Annotated in this window: 23 protein-coding genes, 1 tRNA gene and 1 riboswitch; of the genes, 10 read left to right on the forward strand and 14 right to left on the reverse strand. The window is 71.6% G+C overall.

Annotation, left to right across the window (positions count from 1 at the left end; all coding sequences use genetic code 11):
- Positions 1 to 70 precede the first annotated feature (70 nt).
- The 6 genes from ACFQSB_RS16920 to ACFQSB_RS16945 are packed head-to-tail and all read right to left on the reverse strand — an operon-like array spanning position 71 to position 6,951.
- On the reverse strand, positions 71 to 1,615 hold the full coding sequence (locus tag ACFQSB_RS16920) for a serine/threonine-protein kinase (protein WP_380827489.1): 1,545 nt from the start codon (positions 1,613 to 1,615) through the stop codon (positions 71 to 73).
- Complete coding sequence (locus ACFQSB_RS16925) at positions 1,612 to 3,066, reverse strand: peptidoglycan D,D-transpeptidase FtsI family protein (protein WP_380827492.1); 1,455 nt, start codon at positions 3,064 to 3,066, stop codon at positions 1,612 to 1,614. Before ACFQSB_RS16925 ends, ACFQSB_RS16920 begins: the two co-directional genes overlap by 4 nt.
- Positions 3,063 to 4,406, reverse strand: coding sequence for an FtsW/RodA/SpoVE family cell cycle protein (locus ACFQSB_RS16930; protein ID WP_354844615.1), 1,344 nt, complete (start codon positions 4,404 to 4,406; stop codon positions 3,063 to 3,065). Before ACFQSB_RS16930 ends, ACFQSB_RS16925 begins: the two co-directional genes overlap by 4 nt.
- A gap of 30 nt (positions 4,407 to 4,436) precedes the next feature.
- A complete protein-coding gene (locus tag ACFQSB_RS16935; protein ID WP_354843999.1) occupies positions 4,437 to 5,729 on the reverse strand; it encodes a Stp1/IreP family PP2C-type Ser/Thr phosphatase in 1,293 nt (430 codons plus the stop codon).
- The gene (locus ACFQSB_RS16940; protein ID WP_354844001.1) at positions 5,726 to 6,193 is read right to left on the reverse strand and encodes an FHA domain-containing protein FhaB/FipA; all 468 of its coding nucleotides are present in this window, start codon (positions 6,191 to 6,193) and stop codon (positions 5,726 to 5,728) included. Before ACFQSB_RS16940 ends, ACFQSB_RS16935 begins: the two co-directional genes overlap by 4 nt.
- A 17-nt stretch (positions 6,194 to 6,210) precedes the next feature.
- Positions 6,211 to 6,951 carry a DUF3662 and FHA domain-containing protein gene (locus ACFQSB_RS16945; protein ID WP_354844003.1) on the reverse strand — a complete coding sequence of 247 codons (741 nt, stop codon included), beginning with the start codon at positions 6,949 to 6,951 and terminating at the stop codon, positions 6,211 to 6,213.
- 93 nt (positions 6,952 to 7,044) lie between these two features.
- On the opposite strand from ACFQSB_RS16945, the gene ACFQSB_RS16950 reads away from it, so the two are divergent.
- A tRNA-Leu gene (locus ACFQSB_RS16950) sits at positions 7,045 to 7,127 on the forward strand.
- Positions 7,128 to 7,600: 473 nt separating this feature from the next.
- Here ACFQSB_RS16950 and ACFQSB_RS16955 read toward each other — a convergent pair.
- Positions 7,601 to 8,641, reverse strand: a complete 1,041-nt coding sequence (locus ACFQSB_RS16955) for a hemolysin family protein (protein WP_380827496.1) — start codon at positions 8,639 to 8,641, stop codon at positions 7,601 to 7,603.
- A complete protein-coding gene (locus ACFQSB_RS16960; protein ID WP_380827498.1) occupies positions 8,638 to 10,005 on the reverse strand; it encodes a hemolysin family protein in 1,368 nt (455 codons plus the stop codon). Before ACFQSB_RS16960 ends, ACFQSB_RS16955 begins: the two co-directional genes overlap by 4 nt.
- A gap of 273 nt (positions 10,006 to 10,278) precedes the next feature.
- On the opposite strand from ACFQSB_RS16960, the gene ACFQSB_RS16965 reads away from it, so the two are divergent.
- The 4 genes from ACFQSB_RS16965 (at position 10,279) to ACFQSB_RS16980 (ending at position 14,629) form a co-directional block, all read left to right on the forward strand.
- Positions 10,279 to 11,685 carry an LCP family protein gene (locus ACFQSB_RS16965; RefSeq protein ID WP_380827500.1) on the forward strand — a complete coding sequence of 469 codons (1,407 nt, stop codon included), beginning with the start codon at positions 10,279 to 10,281 and terminating at the stop codon, positions 11,683 to 11,685.
- Positions 11,686 to 11,760: 75 nt separating this feature from the next.
- Complete coding sequence (locus ACFQSB_RS16970; protein WP_380827501.1) at positions 11,761 to 12,639, forward strand: Fpg/Nei family DNA glycosylase; 879 nt, start codon at positions 11,761 to 11,763, stop codon at positions 12,637 to 12,639.
- A gap of 196 nt (positions 12,640 to 12,835) precedes the next feature.
- Positions 12,836 to 13,168 (forward strand): rhodanese-like domain-containing protein, encoded by a 333-nt coding sequence (locus ACFQSB_RS16975; RefSeq protein WP_354844016.1) that lies wholly within the window; start codon positions 12,836 to 12,838, stop codon positions 13,166 to 13,168.
- 24 nt (positions 13,169 to 13,192) lie between these two features.
- Positions 13,193 to 13,319: riboswitch (TPP riboswitch) on the forward strand.
- Entirely contained in the window at positions 13,310 to 14,629 is a 1,320-nt protein-coding gene (locus ACFQSB_RS16980) for a purine-cytosine permease family protein (protein ID WP_380827502.1), read from the forward strand. (Overlaps the previous riboswitch by 10 nt.)
- Here the strand turns inward: ACFQSB_RS16980 and ACFQSB_RS16985 are convergent.
- Entirely contained in the window at positions 14,626 to 15,189 is a 564-nt protein-coding gene (locus tag ACFQSB_RS16985) for a methylated-DNA--[protein]-cysteine S-methyltransferase (RefSeq protein WP_380827503.1), read from the reverse strand. The two genes, ACFQSB_RS16980 and ACFQSB_RS16985, sit on opposite strands and share 4 nt — an antisense overlap.
- Before the next feature lie 161 nt (positions 15,190 to 15,350).
- On the opposite strand from ACFQSB_RS16985, the gene ACFQSB_RS16990 reads away from it, so the two are divergent.
- Positions 15,351 to 17,237 (forward strand): PAS domain S-box protein, encoded by a 1,887-nt coding sequence (locus ACFQSB_RS16990; protein WP_380827505.1) that lies wholly within the window; start codon positions 15,351 to 15,353, stop codon positions 17,235 to 17,237.
- 152 nt (positions 17,238 to 17,389) lie between these two features.
- Entirely contained in the window at positions 17,390 to 17,824 is a 435-nt protein-coding gene (locus ACFQSB_RS16995) for an ATP-binding protein (protein WP_354844026.1), read from the forward strand.
- Here the strand turns inward: ACFQSB_RS16995 and ACFQSB_RS17000 are convergent.
- From ACFQSB_RS17000 to ACFQSB_RS17015, 4 genes are all read right to left on the reverse strand, one after another.
- Positions 17,807 to 19,006 carry an arginine deiminase gene (locus tag ACFQSB_RS17000; protein WP_354844029.1) on the reverse strand — a complete coding sequence of 400 codons (1,200 nt, stop codon included), beginning with the start codon at positions 19,004 to 19,006 and terminating at the stop codon, positions 17,807 to 17,809. The genes ACFQSB_RS16995 and ACFQSB_RS17000 overlap by 18 nt on opposite strands.
- Before the next feature lie 124 nt (positions 19,007 to 19,130).
- On the reverse strand, positions 19,131 to 19,799 hold the full coding sequence (locus tag ACFQSB_RS17005; RefSeq protein ID WP_380827506.1) for a YidC/Oxa1 family membrane protein insertase: 669 nt from the start codon (positions 19,797 to 19,799) through the stop codon (positions 19,131 to 19,133).
- A 114-nt stretch (positions 19,800 to 19,913) separates the two neighbouring features.
- Positions 19,914 to 20,183 (reverse strand): DUF6412 domain-containing protein, encoded by a 270-nt coding sequence (locus ACFQSB_RS17010; RefSeq protein ID WP_380827507.1) that lies wholly within the window; start codon positions 20,181 to 20,183, stop codon positions 19,914 to 19,916.
- A 1-nt stretch (position 20,184) separates the two neighbouring features.
- Complete coding sequence (locus tag ACFQSB_RS17015) at positions 20,185 to 20,352, reverse strand: hypothetical protein (RefSeq protein ID WP_354844038.1); 168 nt, start codon at positions 20,350 to 20,352, stop codon at positions 20,185 to 20,187.
- A gap of 280 nt (positions 20,353 to 20,632) precedes the next feature.
- On the opposite strand from ACFQSB_RS17015, the gene ACFQSB_RS17020 reads away from it, so the two are divergent.
- The gene (locus ACFQSB_RS17020) at positions 20,633 to 21,358 is read left to right on the forward strand and encodes a response regulator transcription factor (protein ID WP_380827508.1); all 726 of its coding nucleotides are present in this window, start codon (positions 20,633 to 20,635) and stop codon (positions 21,356 to 21,358) included.
- A 58-nt stretch (positions 21,359 to 21,416) separates the two neighbouring features.
- Positions 21,417 to 22,544: a sensor histidine kinase gene (locus ACFQSB_RS17025; RefSeq protein ID WP_380827509.1), complete on the forward strand. Its 1,128-nt coding sequence runs from the start codon at positions 21,417 to 21,419 to the stop codon at positions 22,542 to 22,544.
- 21 nt (positions 22,545 to 22,565) lie between these two features.
- Here ACFQSB_RS17025 and ACFQSB_RS17030 read toward each other — a convergent pair whose 3' ends face one another.
- Positions 22,566 to 23,024 carry a hypothetical protein gene (locus tag ACFQSB_RS17030; protein ID WP_380827511.1) on the reverse strand — a complete coding sequence of 153 codons (459 nt, stop codon included), beginning with the start codon at positions 23,022 to 23,024 and terminating at the stop codon, positions 22,566 to 22,568.
- A 269-nt stretch (positions 23,025 to 23,293) separates the two neighbouring features.
- Here ACFQSB_RS17030 and ACFQSB_RS17035 point away from each other — a divergent pair, with 269 nt between their 5' ends.
- On the forward strand, positions 23,294 to 23,644 hold the full coding sequence (locus tag ACFQSB_RS17035) for an STAS domain-containing protein (RefSeq protein WP_354844049.1): 351 nt from the start codon (positions 23,294 to 23,296) through the stop codon (positions 23,642 to 23,644).
- Positions 23,645 to 24,141 lie beyond the last annotated feature (497 nt).

Below are 24,141 nucleotides of genomic sequence, written 5' to 3' on the forward strand. Positions count from 1 at the left end.
CCCTTGCCGTTCATCTTGGGTACCGGCCCGCGGTGCGGCTGCCGGTGTCCATCATCGACCCCCCACCGCATTACGTCTCCCCGTTCGGGGGGATTGTGGTGCTTGCGGATGCACTGGGGCTTGGCGTCTCACTCGGCGTGGGGGTCGGTGTGGGCGTCGGAGTAGGGGTCGGAGTAGCGGACGGGGTCGGCGTCGGCGTGCGCGGCCGGGTGGGCGTGGCCGACGTGCTTACCGTAGCCGACCGTGACGCCGACGGCTTGACAGACTTCACCGGTTTGGGTCGAACGGATGCCGCTGACGTGCGCGTCGGCGACGACGACACCGGGCCGCCGGTCACCGGATCGGACGGCGCGCTCGGCCCGCCGTCGGTCCCCAGCTCGGGGATCCCGCCGGTCGCCAGCGCGCCGAACCCGACGGCGGCCGCGCACCCCGCGGCGGCGAACAGCCCGATCGCCCGGCGCCGGCGGCGGCGCCCCGGCGGCGGAAGCGGCCGGGGATGCCCGGGGCCGGGGCCCGCCGGAGGACGGCCGATGCGAGTGGGCGTGGCGGGCGGGACGTCCGCGGTGGTGTCGTCGTACAGACCGCCGAAGCCGTCGGCCACCGGAGTCACCGCGCCGGCCGCCGGAGTGACCGCGCCGGCTCCCGGAAGGACCGCGCCGGTCGCCGGAAACGCGGCGCCGGCCGGTGGGACGGGCGCGGCGCCCGGCCCGGACGGCCGGCCGGACTCCTCGACGGCCCTGCGCACGGCGAAGCCCGACGGATCGGTCAGCATGCTCAGGTGCGAGTCGTGGGCCTTCACCAGCGAGTCGCGCAGCACCATCGCCCGGTCTGCCAGCTCGCGGGCGGTGGGCGGGCGGTGCTCGGGGGCCTTGGCCAGCATGGCCGCGACCAGGTCGCGCACCGGCCGCGGCACGGTCTCCGGCAGCGGGGGCACCTGCTCGTTCAGGTGGCGCAGGGCGATCGTGACCTGGTTGCCGCCGGTGAACGGCGGCTGCCCGGTCAGGCACTCGTAGGCCACCACGCCCAGGGAGTACAGGTCGGTCGAGGGGGTGAGCGTGCTGCCGGAGGCCTGCTCGGGACTGACGTACTGCGCGGTGCCGAGCACGGTGCCCGTCATGGTGATGCGCGAGCCCTCCAGGGCCCGCGCGATGCCGAAGTCGGTGACCTTGATGAGCCCGGCCTCGGTGACCAGCAGGTTGCCCGGCTTGACGTCGCGGTGGATGATGCCCGCCCGGTGCGCCGTGTGCAGGGCGCGCGCGGTCTGGCCGATGACGTCGAGGGTGGCCTCGGGGCTGATCGTGCCGTTGCGGCCGAGGATCGCCGACAGGGGCTCGCCGGTCACCAGCTCCATCACCAGGTAGGCCAGGTCGTCCTGCTCGCCGTAGTCGAAGATCTGGGCGATGCCGGGGTCGGACAGGGCGGCGGTGATGCGCGCCTCGTTGCGGAAGCGCTCGCGGAACTCCGGGTCGGCGGCCACGTGCCGGCGCAGCAGCTTCACCGCGACGTCGCGGGCGAGCAGCCGGTCGGTGGCGCGCCAGACCTCGCCCATGCCGCCGGCGGCGATGCGCCCGGTCAGCCGGTAGCGGTCGTTCAGCACCCGGTCGGCGAAGCTCACTGGCCGAGCACCGCCTGCATCACGTCGTGCGCGATGGGCGCCGCGACGACGCCGCCGGTGGCGTCGTTGCCGGCGCTGCCGGACTCGACGAACACCGCGACCGCGACCTTCGGGTCCTCGGCGGGGGCGAAGGCGATGAACCAGGCGTGCGACGCGGCGCCCTTCGCGGTCTCGGCCGTGCCCGTCTTGCCGGCCACGGTGATGTTCGGAAGCTGGGCGGCGGTGCCGGTGCCGTTCTGCACCACGCTGATCATCATCTGGCGCAGCTTGTCGGCGACGTCGGGGGTGACCGCCTCGTCGAGCTCCTGCGGGCGCGCGCTCGCGATCTCGTCGTTGTCCGGGCTGACGATCTTGTTGACCAGATAGGGCTTCATGACCTTGCCCTCGTTGGCCACGCCGGCGGCCACCATGGCCATCTGCAGCGGCGTCATCTGGTTGCTGAGCTGCCCGATCGCCGTCTGTGCCAGGCCGGGCTTGCCTTTGTCAGGACCGATGTCGCTCTTGACCACGTTCAGCGGGATGTTCATCTCCTGGCCGACGCCGAACTTCGCGGCCTGCTCCTGGAGCTTGTCGTACCCCATCTCCAGGGCCATCGTGCCGAACGCCGTGTTGCACGAGATCGTCAGCGCGTCGATGAGCGTGGCCCGCCCGCCGCACGACTCGCCGTGGTAGTTGCGCAGGCCGATGGTGGTGCCCGGCAGCGGCAGGACGTCCGGCGCGTCCACCGTCGTGTTCACGTCGCGCGACTCGTCCTCGCTGAGATAGGCCGCCGAGGTGATGACCTTGAACGTCGAGCCGGGGGCGTAGGTCTTGCTGGTGGCCCGGTTGATCAGCGGCTCGTTGTCGTCGGCCTCGAGCTTGTTGTAGACCCTGGCGGCCTTCGCCTTGTCGGGCACGGCCATCGGGCCCGGGTCGTAGCTCGGCACCGACACCATCGTGAGCACCGCGCCGGTCTTCGGGTCCAGCGCCACCACCGCGCCGCGCTTGCCGCTCTTCTGCATGTCCTCGTAGGCGACCCGCTGCGCCTTGGGCACCAGGGTCAGATCGATCGCCGCGCCGCGCGTCGGCTTGCTGGTGATCAGGTCGACCGTGCGGCGGACGAACAGGTCGGGGTGGCTGCCGTTGAGGTACTCGTTCTCGGCGTTCTCGATGCCGCGCTCGCTCTCGGGCGCGAAGAAGCCGATGACCGGCGCGAAGACCGGGCCGTCGACGTACTTGCGCTGGAAGCGGAAGTCCTTCCCCGCGCCGGTGTCGACCGACCTGGCCAGCGTCTCGCCGCCCGCGGTGATCATGCCGCGCTCGCTCTCGTAGCGGGCGAAGAAGCTGCGCTTGTTGCGGTTGTCCGCGCGGAGCTGGTCGGCCTTGACCGCCTGGAGGTAGTTCACGTTGATCATCAACAGGGCGAACATGGCCAGGCAGGCGACCGCCGCCCGCTTGAGCGTGCCGTTCATCGCTGGAACACCTGCGTCAGCCCCTCGTCCTGGATCGCCTGCGGCGGCGGCCGCCGTGCCGCGTCAGACATGCGTACCAGAAGCGCGATAAGAATCCAGTTCGCCAGCAGGGCCGAACCGCCCTGCGACATGAACGGCGTGACCAGGCCGGTCAGCGGGATCAGGTTCGTCACGCCTCCGACGATGATGAAGACCTGCCAGGCCAGGATGAACGACAGGCCGCCCGCCAGCAGCTTGCTGAAGGGGTCGCGGGCCGCGATGGAGGTGCGCAGGCCGCGCTCGACGATCAGCGCGTACACCATGAGCAGCGCCATCAGGCCGGTGAGCCCGAGCTCCTCGCCGGTGGCGGCGAAGATGAAGTCGGAGAACGACAGCGGGATCAGGTACGGGTGGCCCTGGCCGAGCCCGGTGCCGAGGATGCCGCCGGACCCCATGCCGAACAGGCCCTGCATGAGCTGCTCGCTGCCGCCCACGCGGTTGAACAGCTCGGGGTCGCCCGGGTTCAGCCAGACCTGGAAGCGGTCGCCGACGTGGCTGAACAGCTGCCCGGCGACGAACGCGCCGCCCGCGAACAGCAGCACGCCGATGAGCACCCACGACGTGCGCTGGGTGGCGACGTAGAGCATCGCGATGAAGGCGCCGAACAGCAGCAGGGAGGTGCCGAGGTCCTTCTCCAGGACCAGGACCCCGACGCTGACGACCCAGGTGATGAGCACCGGGCCGAGGTCGCGGGCGCGGGGCAGGTCGATGAAGAGCAGACGGCGGCCGGCCAGCGCCAGCACGTCGCGCTTGGCCACCAGGTAGCCGGCGAAGAAGACGACCAGCGCCAGTTTGGCGAACTCGCCGGGCTGGATGGAGAAGCCGCCGACCTGGACCCAGATGCGCGCGCCGTTGATCTGCTTGCCCAGAAAGGGGGTCATGGGCAGGATCAGTAGCCCCAGGCCCACGAAGCCCGCGGTGTAGGTCATGCGCTGCAGCGCCCGGTGGTCGCGCAGCACGATGAGCGTGGCGGAGAACATCACGACGCCGAGCGCGGTCCAGAAGAGCTGGGTGTTGGCCGAGGCGAGCTTCGTGGCCAGCTCGAGGCGGTAGATCATCACCAGGCCGAGGCCGTTGACCAGCGTCACCAGCGGAAGAATCAGGGGGTCGGCCCAGGGGGCGAACTTGGCCAGCACGAAATAGGCGGCCAGCATCAGGCCGCCGAGGCCGAGCCCGTAGCCCAGCATGCCGGCGGGAACCTTGCCGCCCTCACCCAGACCGACGTTGGCGTAGGCGACCATGACGATCGCGACGGCGAAGGCGAGCATGACAAGCTGCGCCCCGCGCCGTTTCGCGGTCATGGGGACGGCCGCGTCGTCTACGGCACTCACTTACGAGGACTCCGTGGGGGTCGGGGAAGCCGTCGGCTGCGTGGTCTTCTGGTCGCCGCCGGACTTGGCCTTGAGGTCGTTGATCTTCGTCTGTCCTGCCTGGAGGTCGGCCACGGGGATGCCCCGCCGCACCTGGTCGCGCTCCGGCTCGGGGATGGACGACACCGAAAGGCCGGTGCTCTGCGCGACGGAATTCAGTTGGATCGGTCCGATGGTGGTGTCAACCCCGCGAAACAAGACTAGCTCGTCGCCTTTGGCGCCGACGTAGTACTGGTCCTGTGTCCAGCGGTACCCGAAATAGCCACCACCTCCCACGGCCACCGCGAGAAGCCCCACCACGACCACGGCCATCGGCCACGCGCGCCGCCGCTTGACACGCCGCGGGGCGGCCACGGCGTTCGCCGCCGGGCCGCCCGCGGGTTCGTCATCCAGGTCGTCGTCCACGATCACAGGCTGGGGAGCGGTGATCGTGGACGCGCGCCCCGCCGGCGTGTCGGGAGGCTGGGAACGCAGCCGGTTGGACCCGGCGGCGCCCACGACCGCGGCGTCACCCGCCACGACCTGGCCTTCCTCGATCTCGACGACGTCGGCGACGATGCAGGTGATGTTGTCGGGGCCGCCGCCCCGGTTGGCGAGGTCGATGAGCTGGCGGACGACCTGGTCCGGCTCGTCGACGGTGGTCAGGGTGTGGTGCAGGGTCTCGGCGCTGACGACGCTGGACAGGCCGTCCGAGCAGAGCAGATAGCGGTCGTTGATCTGCGCTTCGCGAAGCGACAGATCTGGATCGACCTCGCCGCTGCCGTCGAGGGCGCGCAGCAAGATCGAGCGCTGAGGATGACTGGCGGCTTCCTCCTGCGTGATCCTCCCGTCGTCCACGAGCGACTGCACCAGGGTGTGATCGTGGGTGATCTGGTACAGCTCGCCGTTGCGGAGAAGGTAGGCGCGGGAGTCGCCGACGTGGACGAGGGCGACGCGGGTGCCCGACCACAGCATGGCCGTGAGTGTGGTGCCCATGCCCTTGAGGCTGGGATCACGGCCGACCATCTCGTGCAGCTTGCGATTGGCGTCGCGCACCGCGGCCTCGATGGCGCTGAGCAGGTCACCCCCGGAGGCGTCCCGGTCGAGGGACGACATGGCGGTGATGGCGACCGAACTGGCCACCTCACCGTGAGCGTGCCCGCCCATGCCGTCTGCGACGGCGAGCAGGCGCGGGCTCGCGTACGCCGAGTCCTCGTTTCCTTCGCGGAGGAGGCCGACGTCCGAGCGGGCGGCGTAGCGGAGTGCGATTGTCATTTGCGCAATTCGATGACGGTTTTACCGATGCGGATCGGCTGGCCGAGGTGCACCGGAGTCGGGCGGGTCACTTTGGAGCGGTCGAGATAGGTGCCGTTGGTCGAGCCGAGGTCTTCCACGATCCACTGACCGTCCTGGGGGAACAGCCGGGCGTGCCGGCTGGAAGCGTAATCGTCGCTGAGAACCAGCGTGGCGTCATTCGCCCGACCGATAGTGATTGGCGTCTCCGTGAGGTTGATGATGGTTCCTTGCAGGGGACCACCCGTAACGACCAGTTGTTTCGGCTCCCCCTTCTTCGGCTTGGCTGGTTGGCGAGCGGGCTTGACGGGTTTGCGCGCGGCCGCGGGAGCGGTCGAGCGTGATCCGAACAAGTCTGTCCGGATCACTCCCACCGCGGCAATCACAAAGAACCACAGCACCGCGAGGAACGCGAGCCGGATCAGCAGCAGAGTGAGCTCGGACATGGACCGTCTGTCTACCCTTAATCGCGCCGGAACACCAGAGTCGTGCGCCCCAAGGTCACGCGGGTGCCGTCCTGGAGCTCGATCCGGCGAACCGGCTGGCCGTTGACGAATGTGCCGTTGGTTGAACCGAGATCGACGAGGGCCACTGTCGGCCCCTCGACCCTGAGCTCGGCGTGGTGCCTGGAGACGCCCGGGTCCACCAGCCGCAGATCGCAGTCGGTGCCCCGCCCGAGGAGCGTCACAGGGGTCGTGAGGTCGAAGGACCGCTGCCCCTGCGGGTCGTCCTGGGTGGACACCAGCAGGCGCGGACGGCCGGCGAACGCGCTCGGCTTGCTCGCCGGGAGATCACTGACGGGCTGCCGGATCTCGTCCTGCTCGACCGTCGCCCCCCTGATCACCCCCGAGCGGATGCGGAACAGGCCCACCGCCAGATCGTCGGCGGTCTCGAAGCGCACCCGGACGGGTCCCACGAACGAGTACCCCTGTTCCTTGGCGTACTCCCTGGCGAGGTTGGCGAGCTCGTGGCCGATGCTGTCGGCGTACACCTCCAGCCGCTCGCTGTCGGTCGTGGACAGCTCCACCACGAAGTCGTTCGGCACAAGCGTGCGGCCCTGCGCCACGATCGCGGCCCGTTCGTCCATCTCCCGCTGAACCGCGCTGGCGACCTCGACCGGCTGAAGGTCAGATTTGAACGCCCGCGCAAAGGCCCCCTCGACCAAGCCTTCGAGCCTTCGCTCGAAGCGCTGAAGGACTCCCACCGGGTACCTCCCTTCCTCCATCGTCTAGGAGGATCGTATCCGGGTTCGGTGGCATGCACGGATCCGTGCTAGCCTTTGGACCGCACTCAACAAGGGCGAGTGGCGGAATGGCAGACGCGCACGGTTCAGGTCCGTGTGTCCGAAAGGATGTGAGGGTTCAAATCCCTCCTCGCCCACTCGGGCCCCGCATGGTCGAAGCAGAGCTTCTTCCCTCGGGGCCTTTGTGTTAGCCCAGGGGGACACCCCCTGGAACCCCCGAGCCCCGCATGGTCGAAGCAAAGCTTCTTCCCTCGGGGCCTTTGTGTTACCCCAGGGGGACACCCCCTGGAACCCCCGAGCCCCGCATGGTCGAAGCTGATGCTTCTTCCCAGGGGCCTTTTTTGCGCGCCTGGGTGGTTCGGTGGTGGTCATCGGTCCTCCGGGGTTGCGTCGTCCAAGGAGTCGACCCCTGGAACCCCCGAAGGTTCGAGGTCCCGCGGCTCCCGATGGGCGTTACCCCGCAGGAGGCGCAAGACACCCCTGTGATGAAAGGGCTTCGATCAAGGTAGTCCGCGGCGCCCGGCGAGAGAAGCCCCGCCGGGCGCCCGATGGCCCGTTCTTCACATCCGATGTGGTCGATCCGCTCACGGATGTCTAGCCGTCCTGGCTTTCAGCCCGCTTTCGGGGTGCTTGCACGAGCGTTCAGCAACTCGCCGACCAGGTCGCCCAGGCTCACCATGCCGGCCACCCGCCCGTCCCGGCCCACGACGAGGCCCAGATGGGCGTGGGCGTCCTGCAGGCGCTCCACGGCCTCCGGGATGGTCGCCGACGCCGGAAGGCGCGGAGCGGGGCTCATGAGCTCCTCCGGCGGCGTGCCGGGGTTCAGGAGCGTGTCACGGACGTGCAGCACGCCGAGCACGTCCTCCGGGGCGCCGCCGTTGACCAGCAGCCGCAGGTGGCCGGACGCCGCCGCCGTCCGCCGCACGACCGCCTCCGGGGCGCCGGCGGGCACGGCCGTGGCCCGCGCGATGGGCACCGTCAGCCGTTCCACGGTCTGCGACTGGACGCGGAGCGCGCTGGTGAGCAGGTCGTGCTCGTCCCGGTCCAGCAGCCCCATGCGGGCCGACTCGCCGACGAGCATGGCCAGCTGAGGCGGCGTCCGGGTCGTGGCGAGCTCGTCGCGCGGCCGGACGCCGAAGGCGCGCAGCAGGCCGTTGGACAGCCCGTTGAGCGCCGCGAGCACCGGCCGGGCGATCCAGGTGAAGCCGCGGAACGGCAGGGCCAGGCCCATGGCCGTCCGCTCAGGGCGGGTCAGCGCCCAGGACTTGGGCGCCATCTCCCCCACGACCATGTGCAGGAACGTGATGACCGCCAGGGCGATGACGTACGCCACGCCCACGCGCGCGGACTCGGGAAGCCCGACGAGCCCGAACACCGGCTCGAGCAGGTGCTCGATCGCCGGTTCTGTGACCATGGCCAGGCCCAGCGAGCACAGCGTGATGCCGAGCTGCGCGCCGGCCAGCATGAGCGAGAGCTCCCGCCCGTTGCGGAGGGCGGCGCGGCCGGCCGCCTTGGTGAGGCGGCCTCCGCCCGCGGCGGCCTCCTCCAGGCGGTGCCGGCTGCCGGACACCACGGCGAACTCGGCCGCGACGAACAGGCCGTTGCCGACGAGCAGCACGACGCCGAGCAGGAGGGCGGTGACGGAGTTCACCGGGCCTCACCGCTCATGACCGCCGCGTCGGCGGCCCGGGGCACGAGCCGCACCCGGTCGGGGATCCTGCGCTGGACGTCCAGCACGGTGACCACCGCCTCCCTCCCGGCCGGTTCGCCGGCCTCCAGAAGGTCCTGCTCGTCGGTCAGGGGGACGCTCACCTCGTCCCCGGGCTCGGCGAGGCGGCCGAGGCGCGACATGATCAGCCCGGCCACGGTCTCGTAGTCGTCGCTTTCGGGCAGGCGCAGACCGGTCGCGCGCTCCACCTCGTCCAGGCGCAGGGTGCCGCGCACGTCCCAGGTGCCGTCCTCCAGCGCGACGGCCTCGGCCGGGTCGGGATCGTTCTCGTCGACCAGCTCGCCGACGAGCTCCTCGGCCAGGTCCTCCATCGTGACGACGCCGGCGAGCCCGCCGTACTCGTCGATGACGCACGCCAGCTCGCGGCCGGAGGCGCGCATGCGCTCCCGCAGCGCGGGCAGCGGGAGCGTGGTGGGCACGAGCAGCGGCGTGACGCTGATGCGCTCGATGGGCACGTCGTCCGAGGGCGCCCGCAGCAGTTCGCGCAGGCCGGTCACGCCGACGACGTCGCCGCCGTCGGCGCCGAGGACGGGATAACGGGAGTGGCCGGAGGACTTGACGGCGTCCAGCAGGTCGGAGGCGGGTCGTCCCGCACGCAGCGAGACCACGCGGGGACGGGGCACCATGACGTCCTCGGCGGTGCGGTCGCCGAACTCCAGGGCGCGCTCCAGCAGGTCGGACAGGCGCCCGGACAGCTCACCGGCCGCCTCGGACTCGGCGATGATGCGCGACAGCTCCTCCGGGGTCGCGCCGCGCTCCACCTCCTCCACCGGCTCGACGCCGGCCAGGCGGAGCAGGCGGGAGGCGGAGGTGTCGAAGAAGCGGATGACCGGTCCCGCGACGGCCATGTAGGCCAGGGTGGGACGGGCCAGCCACTTGGCCGCCGGCTCGGGCCGGGAGATGCCGTAGTTCTTGGGCACCAGCTCGCCGAGCACCATCTGCACGACCGTGGCGGCGACCAGCCCCAGGGTCACGGCGACGCCCGGGATCGCGGCCTGCGGCACTCCGGCGGCGGCCAGTCCGGGGCTGATCAGCGGAGTGAGCGCGGGCTCGGTGATGAAGCCGACGAGCAAGGTGGTCACGGTGATGCCGAGCTGGGCGCCCGACAACATGAACGAGAGCCTGCCGGTGACCTTCAGGGCCCGCTCGGCGGCGGCGTCGCCCGCGGCGGCCTGCTGCCGGAGCGCCGCCCGGTCGGAGGCGACGAACGCGAACTCCTGGGCGACGAAGAAACCGGTCGCCAGGGTGAGAACAAGGACGGCGGCCAGACCGAGAACGATGGTCACAGCTCAACCGTCCGATATTTGACGAGGCCCGTGCCGTGGCACGGGCAGGTACTCCATGGGTCCGGAGCGGACACGACTGTCCTTTCGCTAGATGTCGTCGTACACGCTAACGGCCGGGGGGCGGGCAATGTTTCCCGCGACCCAACATTGGTGACTTACTGTGACTCTGCGTACTTTTACCGGAGAAAACCTTGGTGAGAGAGCTACCGTCGCCTCCGCGACGGCGTAGCTTCGATGCAGAGATGGCTCTTGGCACAGGACGGGGACGGGAAAGTGGGCGATTGGCCGGGAAACGGCGGGTCGGGGGGATCCGACGAGACCCTGGAGGGGCCGACGCGGGCTCTCCGGCGCCCTGCTGGGGCGGGCGGCGAGGGCGCGTACGGCGCGCCGGCCGCGGGCCGGGCGGATGGCCGGGCGGAGGGTCAGGCGGCGGGCGGGTACTCCGCCGGTCAGCCCGCGCACCGCTTCCCGCAGGGGGCGCCGGCTCACGAGGGTGAGCGCGGGCGCGGCGGCGGGCCGGACGACGACGCCACCGTCCTGCAGCAGTACGGCGCGGGAGGCGAGGCCCTGCCCACCGCGCCCTCGGGCGAGGGCCGGGGCAGGGCGTCGCGCGTGTACGGCAAGCCGCGCGCGGGGCAGGCGCCGGTGCGTCCGCTGCCCGGCACGCAGCCGCCCGGCGGGGGAAGCGGCTCGGGCGGCGACCAGCCGCCTCGTCCGCCTCGTCCTCCCCGGCGCATCGGCCGTCTGGTGCTCCGCGTCCTCGCGGTCGTGCTGGTGCTGCTGATCGTGCTCGCCGTCGGCGGGTTCTTCTGGATCAACTCCCGGCTCAACGTCGTGGACTCGCTCACCGACTACGCCGGGCGCCCGGCGGCCACCCCGGGCGAAGACTGGCTGCTGGTCGGCTCCGACAGCCGGGCCGGGCTGACGGCCGCCCAGCGCAAGAAGCTCGCCACCGGCCGGGCCGTCGGCAAGCGCACCGACACGATGATGCTCCTGCACGTGCCGGCCGGCAGCGGCCGGCCGACCCTGGTCAGCCTGCCCCGCGACTCGTTCGTGCCGATCGACGGGCACGGCAGCGACAAGCTGAACGCCGCCTACGCCTTCGGCGGCCCCAAACTGCTGGCCAAGACCGTGGAGAAGGTCACCGGCATCCGCCTCGACCACTACATGGAGATCGGGTTCGGCGGCTTCGTCGGCATCGTCGACGCGATCGGCGGGGTGAACATCTGCGTCAAGCAGAACATCAAGGACCCCAAGGCCGGCATCAACCTGAAGAAGGGCTGCCAGGACATGGAGGGCGGCACCGCGCTGGGCTTCGTCCGCACCCGGGCGACCGGCGCGATCCCCGACTTCGACCGCACCCAGCGCCAGCGGCAGTTCTTCTCGGCCGTGGTCAAGAAGGCCGCGAGCCCCGGCGTGCTGGTCAACCCCTTCCGATCGGTGCCGCTGGCGATGGCCGCCACCGACTCGGTCGCCGTCGACGGCGGCACGGGCACCTTCGACCTGCTGTCGCTCGGGATGGCCATGAGCGGCGACCCGGTCGCCACCGCCGTCCCCATCGGCTCGCTGCCCACCATCAACGGCGCCGCGGTCGTCAAGTGGGACACCCAGCGCGCGCTGCGGCTGTTCGGCTCCCTGGCCGAGGACAAGCCGGTGCCCAAGGACGTGCTCACCAAGTAGGCCCGCGGTCAGCGGCCGCGCGCACCCGCCGGCCGCTCACCGGGCGGACCCTCGGTCAGCGGTTAGTGTGATGGCATGCCCGAGCTTCCCGAGGTGGAGTCGCTCGCCGAGTTCCTGCGCGAGCGGGCCGTCGGCCGCGTGGTCGCCGGTGTGGACGTGGTGGCCTTCCAGGCCCTGAAGACCGTGCGGCCGCCGGTCACCTCGCTCGGCGGCCTGGCGGTGACCGCCGTGGCCCGCCACGGCAAGTTCCTCGACCTCGACTGCGACGGGCTGCACTTCGTCACCCACCTGGCCCGCGGCGGCTGGCTGCGCTGGCGGGAGGACCTGTCGGGAGCCAGGCCGGTGCGTCCGGGCAAGGGGCCGCTGGCCGTGCGGCTGCGGTTCGCCCCCGACGACGACGGCCGGGCGCCGGGCTTCGAGCTCACCGAGGCCGGCACCCAGAAGCGCCTGGCCCTCTACGTCGTCACCGACCCGGTCGAGGTGCCCGGCATCGCGAGCCTCGGCCCCGATCCGCTGGCGCCCGGCTTCACCCCCGACGTGCTCAAGGGCATCGTGAGCGGCAGTCGCACGCAGATCAAGGGGCTGCTGCGCGACCAGAAGATCATCGCGGGCATCGGCAACGCCTACTCCGACGAGGTGCTGCACGCGGCCAAGATGTCCCCGTTCAAGATCGCCGACTCGCTGAGCGACACCGCGGTCGCCGACCTGCACGAGGCGATCGTCACCACCCTGCGCGAGGCCGTCGAGCGGTCGCGCGGTCTGGCCGCCAAGGACCTCAAGACCGAGAAGAAGTCCGGCCTGCGGGTCCACGGGCGCGCCGGAGAGCCGTGCGAGGTGTGCGGGGACACGATCAGGGAGGTCTCCTTCGCCGACTCCTCCCTGCAGTACTGCCCGACCTGCCAGACCGGCGGCAAGCCGCTGGCCGACCGCAGGATGTCCCGGCTGCTCAAGTGAGGCGGCCTCGGCTCGTCCGGCGGGCCCGCTCGCCCCGGGGCCGTTCCCGCCGCGCGAGTGATGGTCCCAGGTGGCCGGCCGCGCGGTGGCTCTGAGGTGTTTTGCGGTGCTTCGCCGGTGCGCGAAGGGAAAACTTCCCGGCGTCACGGCGCGACAACCCTCCGTTAGCGGGCGGAAGGCTCGCGAAGCGGGGACAATGGTCGGCATGACCGTCCCAGAGATCCAGGCCGGGGCCGTGCCCGACGACGCCTACCTGCTCGACGTGCGCGAGCCCGACGAGTGGCAGGCGGGCCACGCCCCGACGGCCGTCCACATACCGCTCGGCACGCTGCAGCAGCGGGTCGAGGAGATCCCCGCCGGAGTCCCGGTGTACGTCGTGTGCCGCGTCGGCGGCCGGTCCGCCCAGGCCACGGCCTGGCTCAACCACGTGGGCCGTGAGGCCGTCAACGTCGGGGGCGGCATGCACTCGTGGGAGGCGGCCGGGCGTCCCATGGTCGCCGAGAACGGGGGGCAGCCCTACGTCGCCTGACGGCCGGATGTAATAATCGCGCAAAATACATAGCGCGGGAGCTCGGGCGTCACCGGGCTGAGAGGGCGGTTCCCAGCGAAGGCTGGGCGCGCCGCCGACCGCCGGAACCTGTCCGGGTAATGCCGGCGTAGGGAGCGTGCGATGACGTCCGCCGTCGATGAAGTCCCCCTGACCCTCGGCGAGGCCCCTCCGAAGACCCTCGGATTCCTCGACCAGGGCGCCTTCTGGGCCAACCTCGGGGTGAGCCTGCTCGGCTTCTCCGGCGCCCTGTACCTTCTCGACCCGCTGGGCGGCGCGCCGCTGAGCATGGTCGCGGCCGTGCTGGCCGCCGTGGTGGGCAGCCTGGTCGGCACCGTCATGGTGGGCCTGGCGGCCATCCCCGGCGCCCGCACGGGCGCGCCCGCGATGGTGCTGCTGCGCGGGCTGTTCGGGGCCCGGCTGTCGTACCTGCCGACCGTGCTGAACATCGTCCAGATGCTCGGCTGGGGGGCCTTCGAGCTGTGGGTGATCGCCAACGGGGCACAGGCCGTCTTCGGCGACTCCGTGCCGTACGCGGTCTGGGTGCTGGCCGCCGGGGCGTTGACGATCGCCCTGACCCTCCGCCCGCTGGGCGCCATCCGCCTCCTGCGCCGCTTCGTGACGGCCGCCGTGGTCGTCGCGATGGTGTGGCTCGCGGTGGCGCTGCTGCGCGAGGCGCCGCACCTGGGCGGCGGGAGCTGGAACGCGTTCGCCCCCGCCGTGGACTACGTGATCGCGCTGTCGGTCTCCTGGGTCCCGGTCGCGGCGGACTACGCCCGGCACTCGCGGTCCGGGCGGGCGGCGTTCGCCGGGGTGGTCACCGGCTACACGATCGCCCAGGTGGCGTGCCTGGTGCTCGGCATCGTCGCCCTCGCCCTGGTCGGCAACGACCCTGACCGGGTCTGGAACGCGTTCGTCGCGGTGCCGCTCGGCGCGCTGTTCTTCGGCGTCCTGGTGCTGCGGGAGGCCGACCAGTCGTTCGCCAACGTCTACTCCACGGCCATGTCCCTGCAGAACCTGCTGCCCCGGGTCGACCGGCGGGTCTTCTCGGTCGGAGTGGGCGTGCTGACGACCGGCGTCGCGCTGTTCGCCAACGTCAACTCCTACGGGGCCTTCCTCGGGGTGATCGGCGCGGTGTTCGTCCCGATGTTCGCCGTGCTCGTGGTCGACTACTTCGTGCTGGGCGGGGCCGCGCGGTGGGACACCTCGCAGGACGCGCCCTCGCGCTGGGCGATGCTCGTTCCCTGGCTGCTCGGCTTCGTGGCGTACTGGGTGTTCACCGGAGCGGCCACGCTGGAGTGGTGGGACGAGCGCTGGGCGGCGCTTCGCGAGCTGATCGGGTTCGAGCGGCAGCCGTGGATGAGCGCGGCGCTGGCCGCGTTCGTCGTCTCGGCGCTGGCGACGCTGCTGGTGGGCCTGCTGAGGCGGCGCGCCCGCGCCTAGTCCGCCGCGGCCTCCAGGCGCAGCAGGGCCTCCTTGGCGGCGGGGCCGCCGGCGTAACCTCCCGGCCGTCCCGGCGCCTCCAGCGCCCGGTGGCAGGGGACGATGACGCACACCGGGTTGGCCGTCAGGGCGTTGCCGATCGCGCGCAGCGCCTGCGGACGCCCGATGCGCTCGGCGATCTCGGGGTAGGTCGTCACGCGGCCGTAGGGCACGGCCATCGTCATCTGCAGCACCGTGCGGGCGAAGGGCGTGGCCAGCCGCAGGTCGACCGGAACGGTGAACGCGCGCAGCCTGCCGGAGAAGTAGGCGTCCAGCTCGCGCCGGACCGGGTCCAGGCGCCGCGGGTCGGGGCCGATGAACGTCCCGATCTCGCGGGAGACGCGGGCGAAGATGACGTGCTCGTTCTCGTAGCTGCACGCGACCACGCCGCGCGCGGTGACGGCGAGCGCGAGCGCCCCGACCGGCGTGTCGGTGGTGCCGAAGGCCACCTCGGGCGGGGTCTCGCCCACATAGCCGGGAGCGGTCACCCGCACCAGGGCCTCGAGATCCCCTGTCGTCATGGCCGTACCCCTCTCGCCTACCGGCAGCGTATCGGAGGGAGCCCTGCTCCCGGCCGTGCCGGAGGGAGTGGCGCCCATGTCATCGGCCGCTGCGCCGAATGCGATGATTCGCACATCGAAAGTGCCAAGGCGCGGGGGCAAAAACGGGCACGATGGGGGTCATGAGTGACGACAGGGGAGAGAACCTCGATGACGGCTTTGCCCGCGCTGTCATCGCGAGCTCGCCCAATGCCGTCGTAACCCTCGATCGTGATCTTACCGTACTGATCTGGAACCCTGCGGCGGAGCGCCTGTTCGGCTGGTCCGCGGCCGAGATGACCGGGCGCCGGGCGCCGCTCGTGCCCGACGAGCTGGTGGCCGAGCACAACGCGGTGCTGGAACGGGTGCGCACCGGCGGCCCGGTCTCCCTGCGCACCAAACGCCTGCGCTGCGACGGCTCACTGCTGGACGTGGGCGTGGACATCAGTGCGCTGCGGTCGGAGGCCGGCGCGCTGCTCGGGTACGTGAGCGTCTACCACCCGGCGGAGAACGACGCGGTCGCCCGCGAGCGGGCCGCCCGCCGCGCGCGCCTCGTGCGGCGGCTCACCGACGTGGTGGGCGACATCAACGCCGAGCTGGAGCTGGAGCCGGTCCTGGACCGCATCGCCGCGAGCCTCACCGAGCTGACCGGGGCCGACGCGGGCGGCTTCGTGCTGATCGAGGACGAGCGGCTGCGGCTGGTGAGCACCCACGGCCTGCCGGAGCGCGTGAAGGGCGCGACCGCCGACCTGCACAGCAGCCTGGTCGGCAAGCTGCTGCGCACCGGCAAGACGGTGCTGCTGGAGACCGGCGACCAGGCGGTGCTGGACGAGCTGATCTGGTCGGAGCTGCCCGGCCTGCACACCATCGCGCTCGGCGTGGCGGCGGTCGGCGGCCGGCCCTACGGGGCCCTGTACGCGCTGTTCGCCGAGCACAAGGCCGGCCACATCGAGCTGGAGCTGCTGGAGCTCCTCGCCGGGCACGCCGGCATCGCGCTCGCCAACGCCATGGCCTACCAGGACGCGGTGCGGCAGCGGGCGCACGAGCGCGCCGTCGTCGACGCCAGCGCGGACGGCATCGCCGTGCTCGACGGGGGCGGTCGGGTCACCCAGTGGAACCCCGCCGCGGAGGAGCTGACCGGCCTGGCGGCGGCGGAGGTGATCGGCGTCCACCCGCCGTTCCCGCTGCCCGGGCCCGGCGAGAAGCTCACCACTCAGCTCCCCTCCGGCCGCTGGCTGGACGTGGTCAGCGCCGGGATCGGCGAGACCGCCGAGGTCGTCGTGGACTTCCGCGACGTGACGCTGGCCAAGGAGCTCGAGGAGGCCAAGGACCTGTTCCTGGCCACCACCAGCCACGAGCTGCGCACTCCGATCACGGTCGTCCAGGGCTTCGCCAGCACCCTGGACGCGCGGTGGGACAAGCTGTCGGACGTCGAGCGGCGCTCGGCCGTGCGCACCATCGCCGAGCGGGCGCGCGACCTCGGCCGGCTCATGGACCATCTGCTCCTCGGCGCGCGGGCGGGCGGGGAGAAGTTCAAGATCAGGCTGGAGAGCTTCGACCTGGGCGAGCGCGTGCGCGCGGCGACGCTGGGCATGCCGGTGCTGTCCGACCGGCACCACGTGGAGGTGGACATCCCGGGCGACCTGCCGCTGGTCGACGGGGACGCCCTGGCCACCGACATCCTGCTCGGCCAGTTGCTGGAGAACGCCTTCAAGTACTCGCCGGACGGCGGCCTGATCAGGGTGCTGGCCTGGCCGGAGGACGGCCGCGTCGTCCTGGCCGTCGACGACGAGGGCGTCGGCATCGCGCCGGAGGACCGCGAGCGGGTCTTCGAGCGGTTCGTCCAGGCCGACAGCGGCGACCGCCGGCGTTTCGGCGGCGTGGGGCTCGGGCTTTACATCGCGCGCACCCTCGCCCGTGCGCAGGGCGGCGAGGTGACCGCGCACGCGCGTCCCGGCGGCGGCACCCGAATGCGATTCGTTTTGAGCATCGCCGACGCCTATATCGGATCCGACACACCGAAGCGGTAACGAGCTGGTCACAGATGGCCGCGCCTATTGTCGAATCTGCACAAGCAATGATCGCCGCGCGGTTTCCAGAACCATCGAACGGGGCATTTCGGTCGTACTGGGATGTGTTTTCCTCAGGGGGAAATGCAGGAGAACGGGGAAGTGAGGGCGTCGTGCTGTTGCCGTATGCGCCGACCAGCGTCGCCGTCGCACGCCAGCGTCTCAGCGCCGATCTCGAGGCATGCGGGGTGTTCGCCACCGCCATAGAGGACGCCGTCCTGGTGGTGAGCGAGTTGCTGAGCAATGCGTTGCGTCACGCCCACCCCCTCCCATCAGGCCAGATCATGGCCACCTGGGAGTGGGCGGAGGACCACCTCGAGGTCACGGTGAGTGACGGGGGAGCGGCCACGGAGCCCCGCGCGGGCCGGCCGGCCCTGTCCTCACTGGGCGGCCGGGGGCTCGGCATCGTCGAGTTCCTCGCCGAGCGCTGGGGGGTGCGTCACGACGAAGACGTGACCACGGTGTGGGCGGTCATCCACGCCCCGGTCGCTGTCCTTAATTCGCAAGTTCGGACGCCCGAAATAGGGGCCCTACGCGAGTGCGGCTAGACGCTCCCTGCTTACAGGGCATGACATGCAGCGTGGGCCTCCCCGGCCGCTGCCGAGTTCGCTGCCCGCAATTCGGATGACCTTCACACCCGCGGCCTCCAGGCGGGCGTTGGTCTCCACGTTGCGCTCGTAGGCCACCGCCACCCGTGGCGCCAGCGCCAGAGTGTTGTTGCCGTCGTCCCACTGCTCGCGCTCCGCGGTCACCGGGTCCAGCCCGGTGTCGATCACCTTCACCCGTTCGACCCCCATGGCCTGCGCGGCCGCCTCCAGGAACGGCCGGGGCTCGAAGACGCGCAGCTCACCGCCCTCCGCCGAGGTCACGGTGTAGGCCTGCAGCGAGTAGGCGACCGGCGGGTACATGACCACGGTGTCCAAATCCACCATCGTGCAGATGGTGTCCAGGTGCATGGTGGCCCGCTGCTGGGCGATCGGCACCGCGAGGACGGTGTGCGCCAGCCCCGCGGCGAAGACCCGCCGGCACAGCCGCTCCACCCCGGCCGGAGTGGTGCGCTCGCCGGTGCCCACGGCGAGGACCCCGGGCGCCATCAGCAGCACGTCCCCGCCCTCCACGTGCTCCAGCCACGGCTCGTACAGGTGGCCGGTGCCGGAGAACCTCGGGTGGTAGGTGTAGATCAACCGGGTGAGCAGGCTCTCGCGGGTGCGGGCGGGCATGGCCAGGCTCGTCACGGCCACCCGGTCGCCGATCCACACGCTGGAGTCCCTGGTGAACAGCAGGTTCGGCAACGGGTCGATCACGAAGTCGTGGCGGTCCATCAGCTCGTACACAAGACCCCGGCCGGTCTTCAGCTCCTCGCGGGCCAGGCCCGCGATCAGAGTCTGGGTCAGGTCCTCGGGGTGCAGCTCAGAAAGGTGGCGGCGCGCCAGCTCGGCGAGCCGGTCGCCGAGCTGGCGCTCCTGGAGGACCGCGCCGATGATCTCCTCACGCCCGGCGTCGTACTCCAGCGTGTCCTGGAGCAGCTCGGTGAGGTAGAGCACCTCGACGCCGTGGTCGCGCAGCGCCTGGGCGAAGGCGTCGTGCTCCTCCTGGGCCCTGCCGACCCATGGGATGCCGTCGAAGAGCAGCTTGTCGCTGTTGCGGGGGGTCAGCCGCTTGAGCTCGGCGCCGGGACGGTGCAGGAGCACCGTCTCCAGCCGTCCGACCTCGCTGTCGGCACCGTTCATCGTTCGGACCTCCCGGTCGGCGTGCGGTCATCGTTCCCGGCATTCCACGTTAATGGCGCACAAATCTCCATGAGGGCGCGAGGTCGCCGTATCGGGTCGGCAGGGGATGCGCGGGACCGCCGGGTCAGGCCGGCCGAGGGTACAGGACCGCGCGCTCAGCGGCCGTCCACGCGGTGCTGACCAGCAGGTACAGCCCGGCCGCGAGCGGCAGGACGGCGGCGGCGGCGATCGTGCCGAACGGCAGCAGGCGCAGCGCGCGCGGAGCCACGGTGTCGTCCATCCGCCGCCAGGTCAGCCAGGCGACCACCGCCAGCAGCGCGAACAGCCCCGCGAAGACCAGGACGGGCGCGCTGAACAGGCCGCCGGACGCCAGCGCGGCGGCGAAGTGCTCGCCCAGCGGCACGCCGAGGGCGCTCTGGGCGAGCAGCAGGTTGGCATGGCCGGCGATCGTCGCCGAGACGAAGACGCGGTAGACGACCATGAAGAACGGCGCCTGCGCCAGGCCGGGCAGCAGCCCGGCGAACATCGAGGTCCCCTCGGCCGCGTACAGCTTGGAGGTCTCGCGGACCAGCCGCTCGGGATCGCGGGCGAAGCGCTCGCGCAGCTTGGCCACCTGCGGCGCCAGGCGCAGCCGCGCCTTGTGGGCGGTCGCCTGCCGGACGCTGAGCGGCAGGAGCAGCAGGCGCACCGCGATGGTGCACAGGACGATCGCCGCGACCGGCCCGGTGAACGAGCCGACGGCGCCGATGAGCCGGTAGGCGAAGTCGATGAGGGTGTCGAGCAGTGAAAGCATGAAAGAGCCCCATTCGTCGGTGTGCGGACGTGACGAGGCGCCCGTCAGGCGTCCGGCGCCGCCGGTGGCGGGCGGGACGCCGCTCGCGCGGCGCACGCTGTGGTGGCCGGCGCGCTAGACGGGCGCGGGGCTCGGCGAAGGGGCTCTGGGCCGGGGACGGCCGGGTGCGGCGGGGTGGCTGAGCCGGACGAAGACCGCGTGCGCGGCGCGCGGGCGCATGCCGGCGGCCACCGCCACGGCGGGCTGCGCGGCCGGCCGGGTCAGCGCCCAGGCGAACAGGATCAGCGTGACGCCCACCAGGCCGACCGTCGCCAGCGTCCCCGGGCCGGTCTGACCGGCCAGGAGCTGCGCGAGGAGCGCGAAGGTGGCGTGGAGGGCGGTCATGTCACTTCGTCAGCTTGCCCACCACCGTGACCGCCGCCACGGCGACGACACCGATCACGGCGATGATCAGGAAGATCTTCAGGATGCCGGTGATGAGGGGGATGAGGAGCCCGAACACTACGTAGAGCGCGAGGAGGACTCCGAGGATGGTGAGCACAATGCGGGCCATATGCAGAAGGTACGTCGCACCGGCCCCGGCCGCGAGGCGACACCGATCTTTCCCCGGATCGTGACCTTCCAGACGGCAACGCACCACACGGCTCTTACGAAGTGATGACGGGTGTGGTGGCGCCCTCCCGGACGGGCCCACTGTGCGGTGTCATTGTCCGTGGGGGACGGTCCATTTCGCGTGTCGTTCGTTATGTCTGTTTACCGGGTAGTCGATTCTGTTATTCCAGGTGCTTTGTGGCGATAAAATGTGACAAATTGGGCGAGCTGGGGGGCCGATGATGAGTACCGCTTCCCCGCCGCGCATCCTCGTCGTCGACGACGATCCGACCGTGGCCGAGGTCGTCGTCAGATACCTGGAACGTGACGGGCACACCGTCGAGAGCGTCGGAGACGGGGCCGAGGCGCTGCGCAGGGCGCTCGCCGACCCGCCCGACCTGCTCGTCCTGGACCTCATGCTCCCCGGCATGGACGGCCTGCAGGTCTGCAAGAAGCTGCGCGAACGCTGGCCGGTCCCGGTGATCATGCTGACCGCCCTCGGCGAGGAGATCGACCGCGTCGTGGGCCTGGAGACCGGCGCCGACGACTACGTCACCAAACCCTTCAGCCCGCGCGAGCTCGCACTGCGCGTCCAGTCGGTGCTGCGGCGCGCCCGAGGGGCCCTGGTCACCTCCGGGACGGGCGTGCTGCGCGACGGTGACCTGCTGGTCGACGTGGGCGCCCACGAGGTGCGCCTCGGAGAACGCGAGATCACCCTCACGGCCCGCGAGTTCGACCTGCTCGCCCACCTCATGCGCAACCCGCGCCAGGCGTTCAGCCGCGCCGCCCTGCTCGACCAGGTGTGGGGCTGGTCGTTCGGCGACACCTCGACGGTCACCGTCCACGTCCGCCGCCTGCGCGAGAAGATCGAGCCCGACCCGGCCGCGCCCCGCCGCATCGTGACCGTGTGGGGGGTCGGATACCGGTACGAGCCCGTGGACGACGCGCCCACCACGGAGGACTCGTGACCGGGGCGGGCCGGTTCCTGGGCCGTCCGTCGACGTGCCGGTGCGGAGGCGGCCTCGGATGATCCTGCAGATCGTCGCCGTCACCGGCGGCCTCGGACTGGTGATCGCCGGGCTGGGCCTCGCAGTCCTCCGGCTGCTGCGCGGCCGGTCGATCGGCGTCATGCTGGCCGTCGTCGCGGTCGTGACCGTCGCCGCCACGCTCGCGGGCGTGGTCGCCATCACCATCGAGATGATCATCGACGGCCACCCCAAGAACGTCGTGCTCACCGTCGTCGCCGTCGCCGGGCTCGTCGGCCTCGGCGTCGCGCTGGCGGTGGCCCGGCAGGTCGTCGCCGCCAGCCGGAGCCTGGTCGCGGCCGTGGAGGACGTCAGCCCCTCCAGCGACTTCGTCCCGCCCGCCGGCCCGCTACCGGCCGAGCTCACCACCATCGCCGAGGCGCTGGCGCAGGCGTACGAGCGGCTGCGCGAGGGACGCGAACGGGAGAGGGCCCTGGAAGGGGCGCGGCGCGAGCTGGTGGCCTGGGTCAGCCACGACCTGCGCACGCCGCTCGCCGGCATGCGCGCCATGGTCGAGGCGCTGGAGGACGGCGTCGTGGAGGACGCCCAGACCGTGCGCCGCTACCACAACCAGATCAGGCACGAGGTCGACCGCCTGTCGCACATGGTGGACGACCTGTTCGAGCTGTCGCGGATCCACGCCGGCACGCTGCGGCTCTCGCCGCACCGCGTCGGCCTCGGCGACCTGGTGGCCGACGCGCTCGCGGGCGTGGAGGCCCTGGCCAAGGCCAAGGGCGTGCGGCTGACCGGCGAGGCCGAGCCGGTGCTGCCGATCTACGCCGACGCGGCCGAACTCGGGCGCGCCCTGCGCAACCTGGTCGTCAACGCCATCAGGCACACCCCCGAGGACGGCGCCGTGGTGGTGCGGGCGGAGGCCGACGAGCGCACCGTGCGGCTGTCGGTGGCCGACTGCTGCGGCGGGATCCCCGAGGACGACCTGCCGCGCGTCTTCGACGTGGCCTTCCGCGGCGAGACCGCGCGCACCCCGGGCAAGGACGGAGGCGCCGGCCTCGGCCTCGCCATCGCCCGCGGCATCGTGGAGGCCCACGAAGGCGCCATCGCGGTCGTCAACGACGGCCCGGGCTGCCGCTTCGAGATCAGCCTGCCCATCTCGGAGTCGACCGCCTGACCGGACGGGCGCGCCGGCGGTTCACAGGTGCGCGGGCACCGGGCGGCCGGGCGCGACCGCCTCCAGCGGGGCGGGGGCGTCCACATCGGAGAAGCCGCCGAGGGGGACGCCGGCCGGAACGGCCTCCTCCCGCGGCATGGCGGGCGGCAGGGACTCCAGCGCGTCGGACATGGCGCGGAACGTCGGGCACGGCCAGCGCCACATGCAGCTGCGGCAGCGCAGGATCGGATGCGCGGCGTCGCTGGTGATGCCGCCGGCGTCACGGGGCTGGTGCAGGTCGAGCAGGCGCAGGCCCAGCTCGGCGAAGCACAGCAGTTCCTCGCGCGCGGCCATGAGCAGGTCGAGGTCGTCGACCGTGAGCCGCGTCTTGATCGGAACGTAGCCTTCCCGGTTGAGCAATGACTGCAGCGGGAGGGCGGCGGCTCCCCAGGCGCGCGCCTTCTCGGTGCGGGCGAGAATGCTCTCCAGCCGCTCGCGCATGCATTGTCGTCCAGGATCTTCGGGTATGTCACTGTTCATCGGCGATGTCGGGCTCGTCACGCTCCACGCCCGTCCCTCCCTCTCGAAGTGACGACCGGACGCGGAGGTTCCGGGCCTCCCCCCCTTCCGGCCGAGCCGGTGTCGCATAGCGTCAAGCTTTGCGCACGGAGCGTTTCCATGAGGCCGAAACGGGGAACAAAGGGCGGACGACTCTTCGGTTATAGCGGTAGAGCGTGACCCGGGGGCGGTACGGCGCTAGTGTGCCCGCTGTGGAGCTCAAGGTCTCGACTCGATCACATGCCGGACACGCCATCTTGACGGTCGCCGGCGAAATCGACCTATATACGGCGCCTCGTCTCCAGGCGGAGTTCGCCCGCCTGCTGGAGACCGGGCCCGACAGGGTCGTCATAGACATGTCCGGCGTGGAGTTCTGCGACTCCACCGGCATGAACGTCCTGCTGTCCGCGCTCAAGAGGATGCGAGAACGCGGCGGCGTGCTGGAGGTGGCCTCGCCGCGTCCCGCCGTCCGCAAGATCCTCCAGGTGACGGGGCTGGATTCGGTGTTCACCGTGCACGACACCATCCCGGCCGAGTTGCTCACCGCCGAACACCCGGGCTGACCGCGCCGCCACCTCCCGCCGCCCTGGCCCCCGGCCCGGCCGGCGGGACGTGACCGCGCGCGCAGCGCAGCCGTGCCCTCAGCACAGGGCCCCGGCCGAGCCTCCCACCGCGGCCCCCTGCACGGGGACCCCGGCGAGCCTCAACCCAGGTCTCGCCCCGGTCTCAACGAGGTCTCGGCGAAAGCCCCGGCAGAGTCCCCGACGGGAGTCCCTGCAGGGTGCTTGCGAGAGTCCCGGCAGGTTCTCGGCGGAAGTCCCTGCAGGGTGCTTGCGGGAGTTCTGGCGGGGTGCTTGCGGGAGTCCCGGCAGGGCTCTCGGCGGGGGTCCTCATCAGGGTCTCGCCGGGAGTCGCATGCGGGTCCCGCAGGAGGTCCCGCACGGGCTCGGCAAGGTCCAACAGGACCCCGCACAGGGGCCACGGCGGTCCGACTGGGCTCGTATGTAGGACCCAGCGGGATCTCGGCAGGGTTCGCACCTGGAATCCCGGCAAGGGACGC

The organism is Sphaerisporangium rhizosphaerae (assembly GCF_042665155.1).
In the GTDB taxonomy this organism is placed as follows: Bacteria; Actinomycetota; Actinomycetes; order Streptosporangiales; family Streptosporangiaceae; genus Sphaerisporangium; species Sphaerisporangium rhizosphaerae.

Bases quoted from the DNA above. Each gene is read 5' to 3' on its own strand.
- ACFQSB_RS16925 (WP_380827492.1), bottom strand. From the start codon at position 3,066: ATGAACGGCACGCTCAAGCGGGCGGCGGTCGCCTGCCTGGCCATGTTC.
- ACFQSB_RS16930 (WP_354844615.1), bottom strand. From the start codon at position 4,406: ATGACCGCGAAACGGCGCGGGGCGCAGCTTGTCATGCTCGCCTTCGCC.
- ACFQSB_RS16935 (WP_354843999.1), bottom strand. From the start codon at position 5,729: ATGACAATCGCACTCCGCTACGCCGCCCGCTCGGACGTCGGCCTCCTC.
- ACFQSB_RS16940 (WP_354844001.1), bottom strand. From the start codon at position 6,193: ATGTCCGAGCTCACTCTGCTGCTGATCCGGCTCGCGTTCCTCGCGGTG.
- ACFQSB_RS16970 (WP_380827501.1), top strand. From the start codon at position 11,761: ATGCCCGAGCTTCCCGAGGTGGAGTCGCTCGCCGAGTTCCTGCGCGAG.
- ACFQSB_RS16975 (WP_354844016.1), top strand. From the start codon at position 12,836: ATGGTCGGCATGACCGTCCCAGAGATCCAGGCCGGGGCCGTGCCCGAC.
- ACFQSB_RS16980 (WP_380827502.1), top strand. From the start codon at position 13,310: ATGACGTCCGCCGTCGATGAAGTCCCCCTGACCCTCGGCGAGGCCCCT.
- ACFQSB_RS16985 (WP_380827503.1), bottom strand. From the start codon at position 15,189: ATGACGACAGGGGATCTCGAGGCCCTGGTGCGGGTGACCGCTCCCGGC.
- ACFQSB_RS16990 (WP_380827505.1), top strand. From the start codon at position 15,351: ATGAGTGACGACAGGGGAGAGAACCTCGATGACGGCTTTGCCCGCGCT.
- ACFQSB_RS17000 (WP_354844029.1), bottom strand. From the start codon at position 19,006: ATGAACGGTGCCGACAGCGAGGTCGGACGGCTGGAGACGGTGCTCCTG.
- ACFQSB_RS17005 (WP_380827506.1), bottom strand. From the start codon at position 19,799: ATGCTTTCACTGCTCGACACCCTCATCGACTTCGCCTACCGGCTCATC.
- ACFQSB_RS17010 (WP_380827507.1), bottom strand. From the start codon at position 20,183: ATGACCGCCCTCCACGCCACCTTCGCGCTCCTCGCGCAGCTCCTGGCC.
- ACFQSB_RS17015 (WP_354844038.1), bottom strand. From the start codon at position 20,352: ATGGCCCGCATTGTGCTCACCATCCTCGGAGTCCTCCTCGCGCTCTAC.
- ACFQSB_RS17020 (WP_380827508.1), top strand. From the start codon at position 20,633: ATGAGTACCGCTTCCCCGCCGCGCATCCTCGTCGTCGACGACGATCCG.
- ACFQSB_RS17025 (WP_380827509.1), top strand. From the start codon at position 21,417: ATGATCCTGCAGATCGTCGCCGTCACCGGCGGCCTCGGACTGGTGATC.
- ACFQSB_RS17030 (WP_380827511.1), bottom strand. From the start codon at position 23,024: ATGCGCGAGCGGCTGGAGAGCATTCTCGCCCGCACCGAGAAGGCGCGC.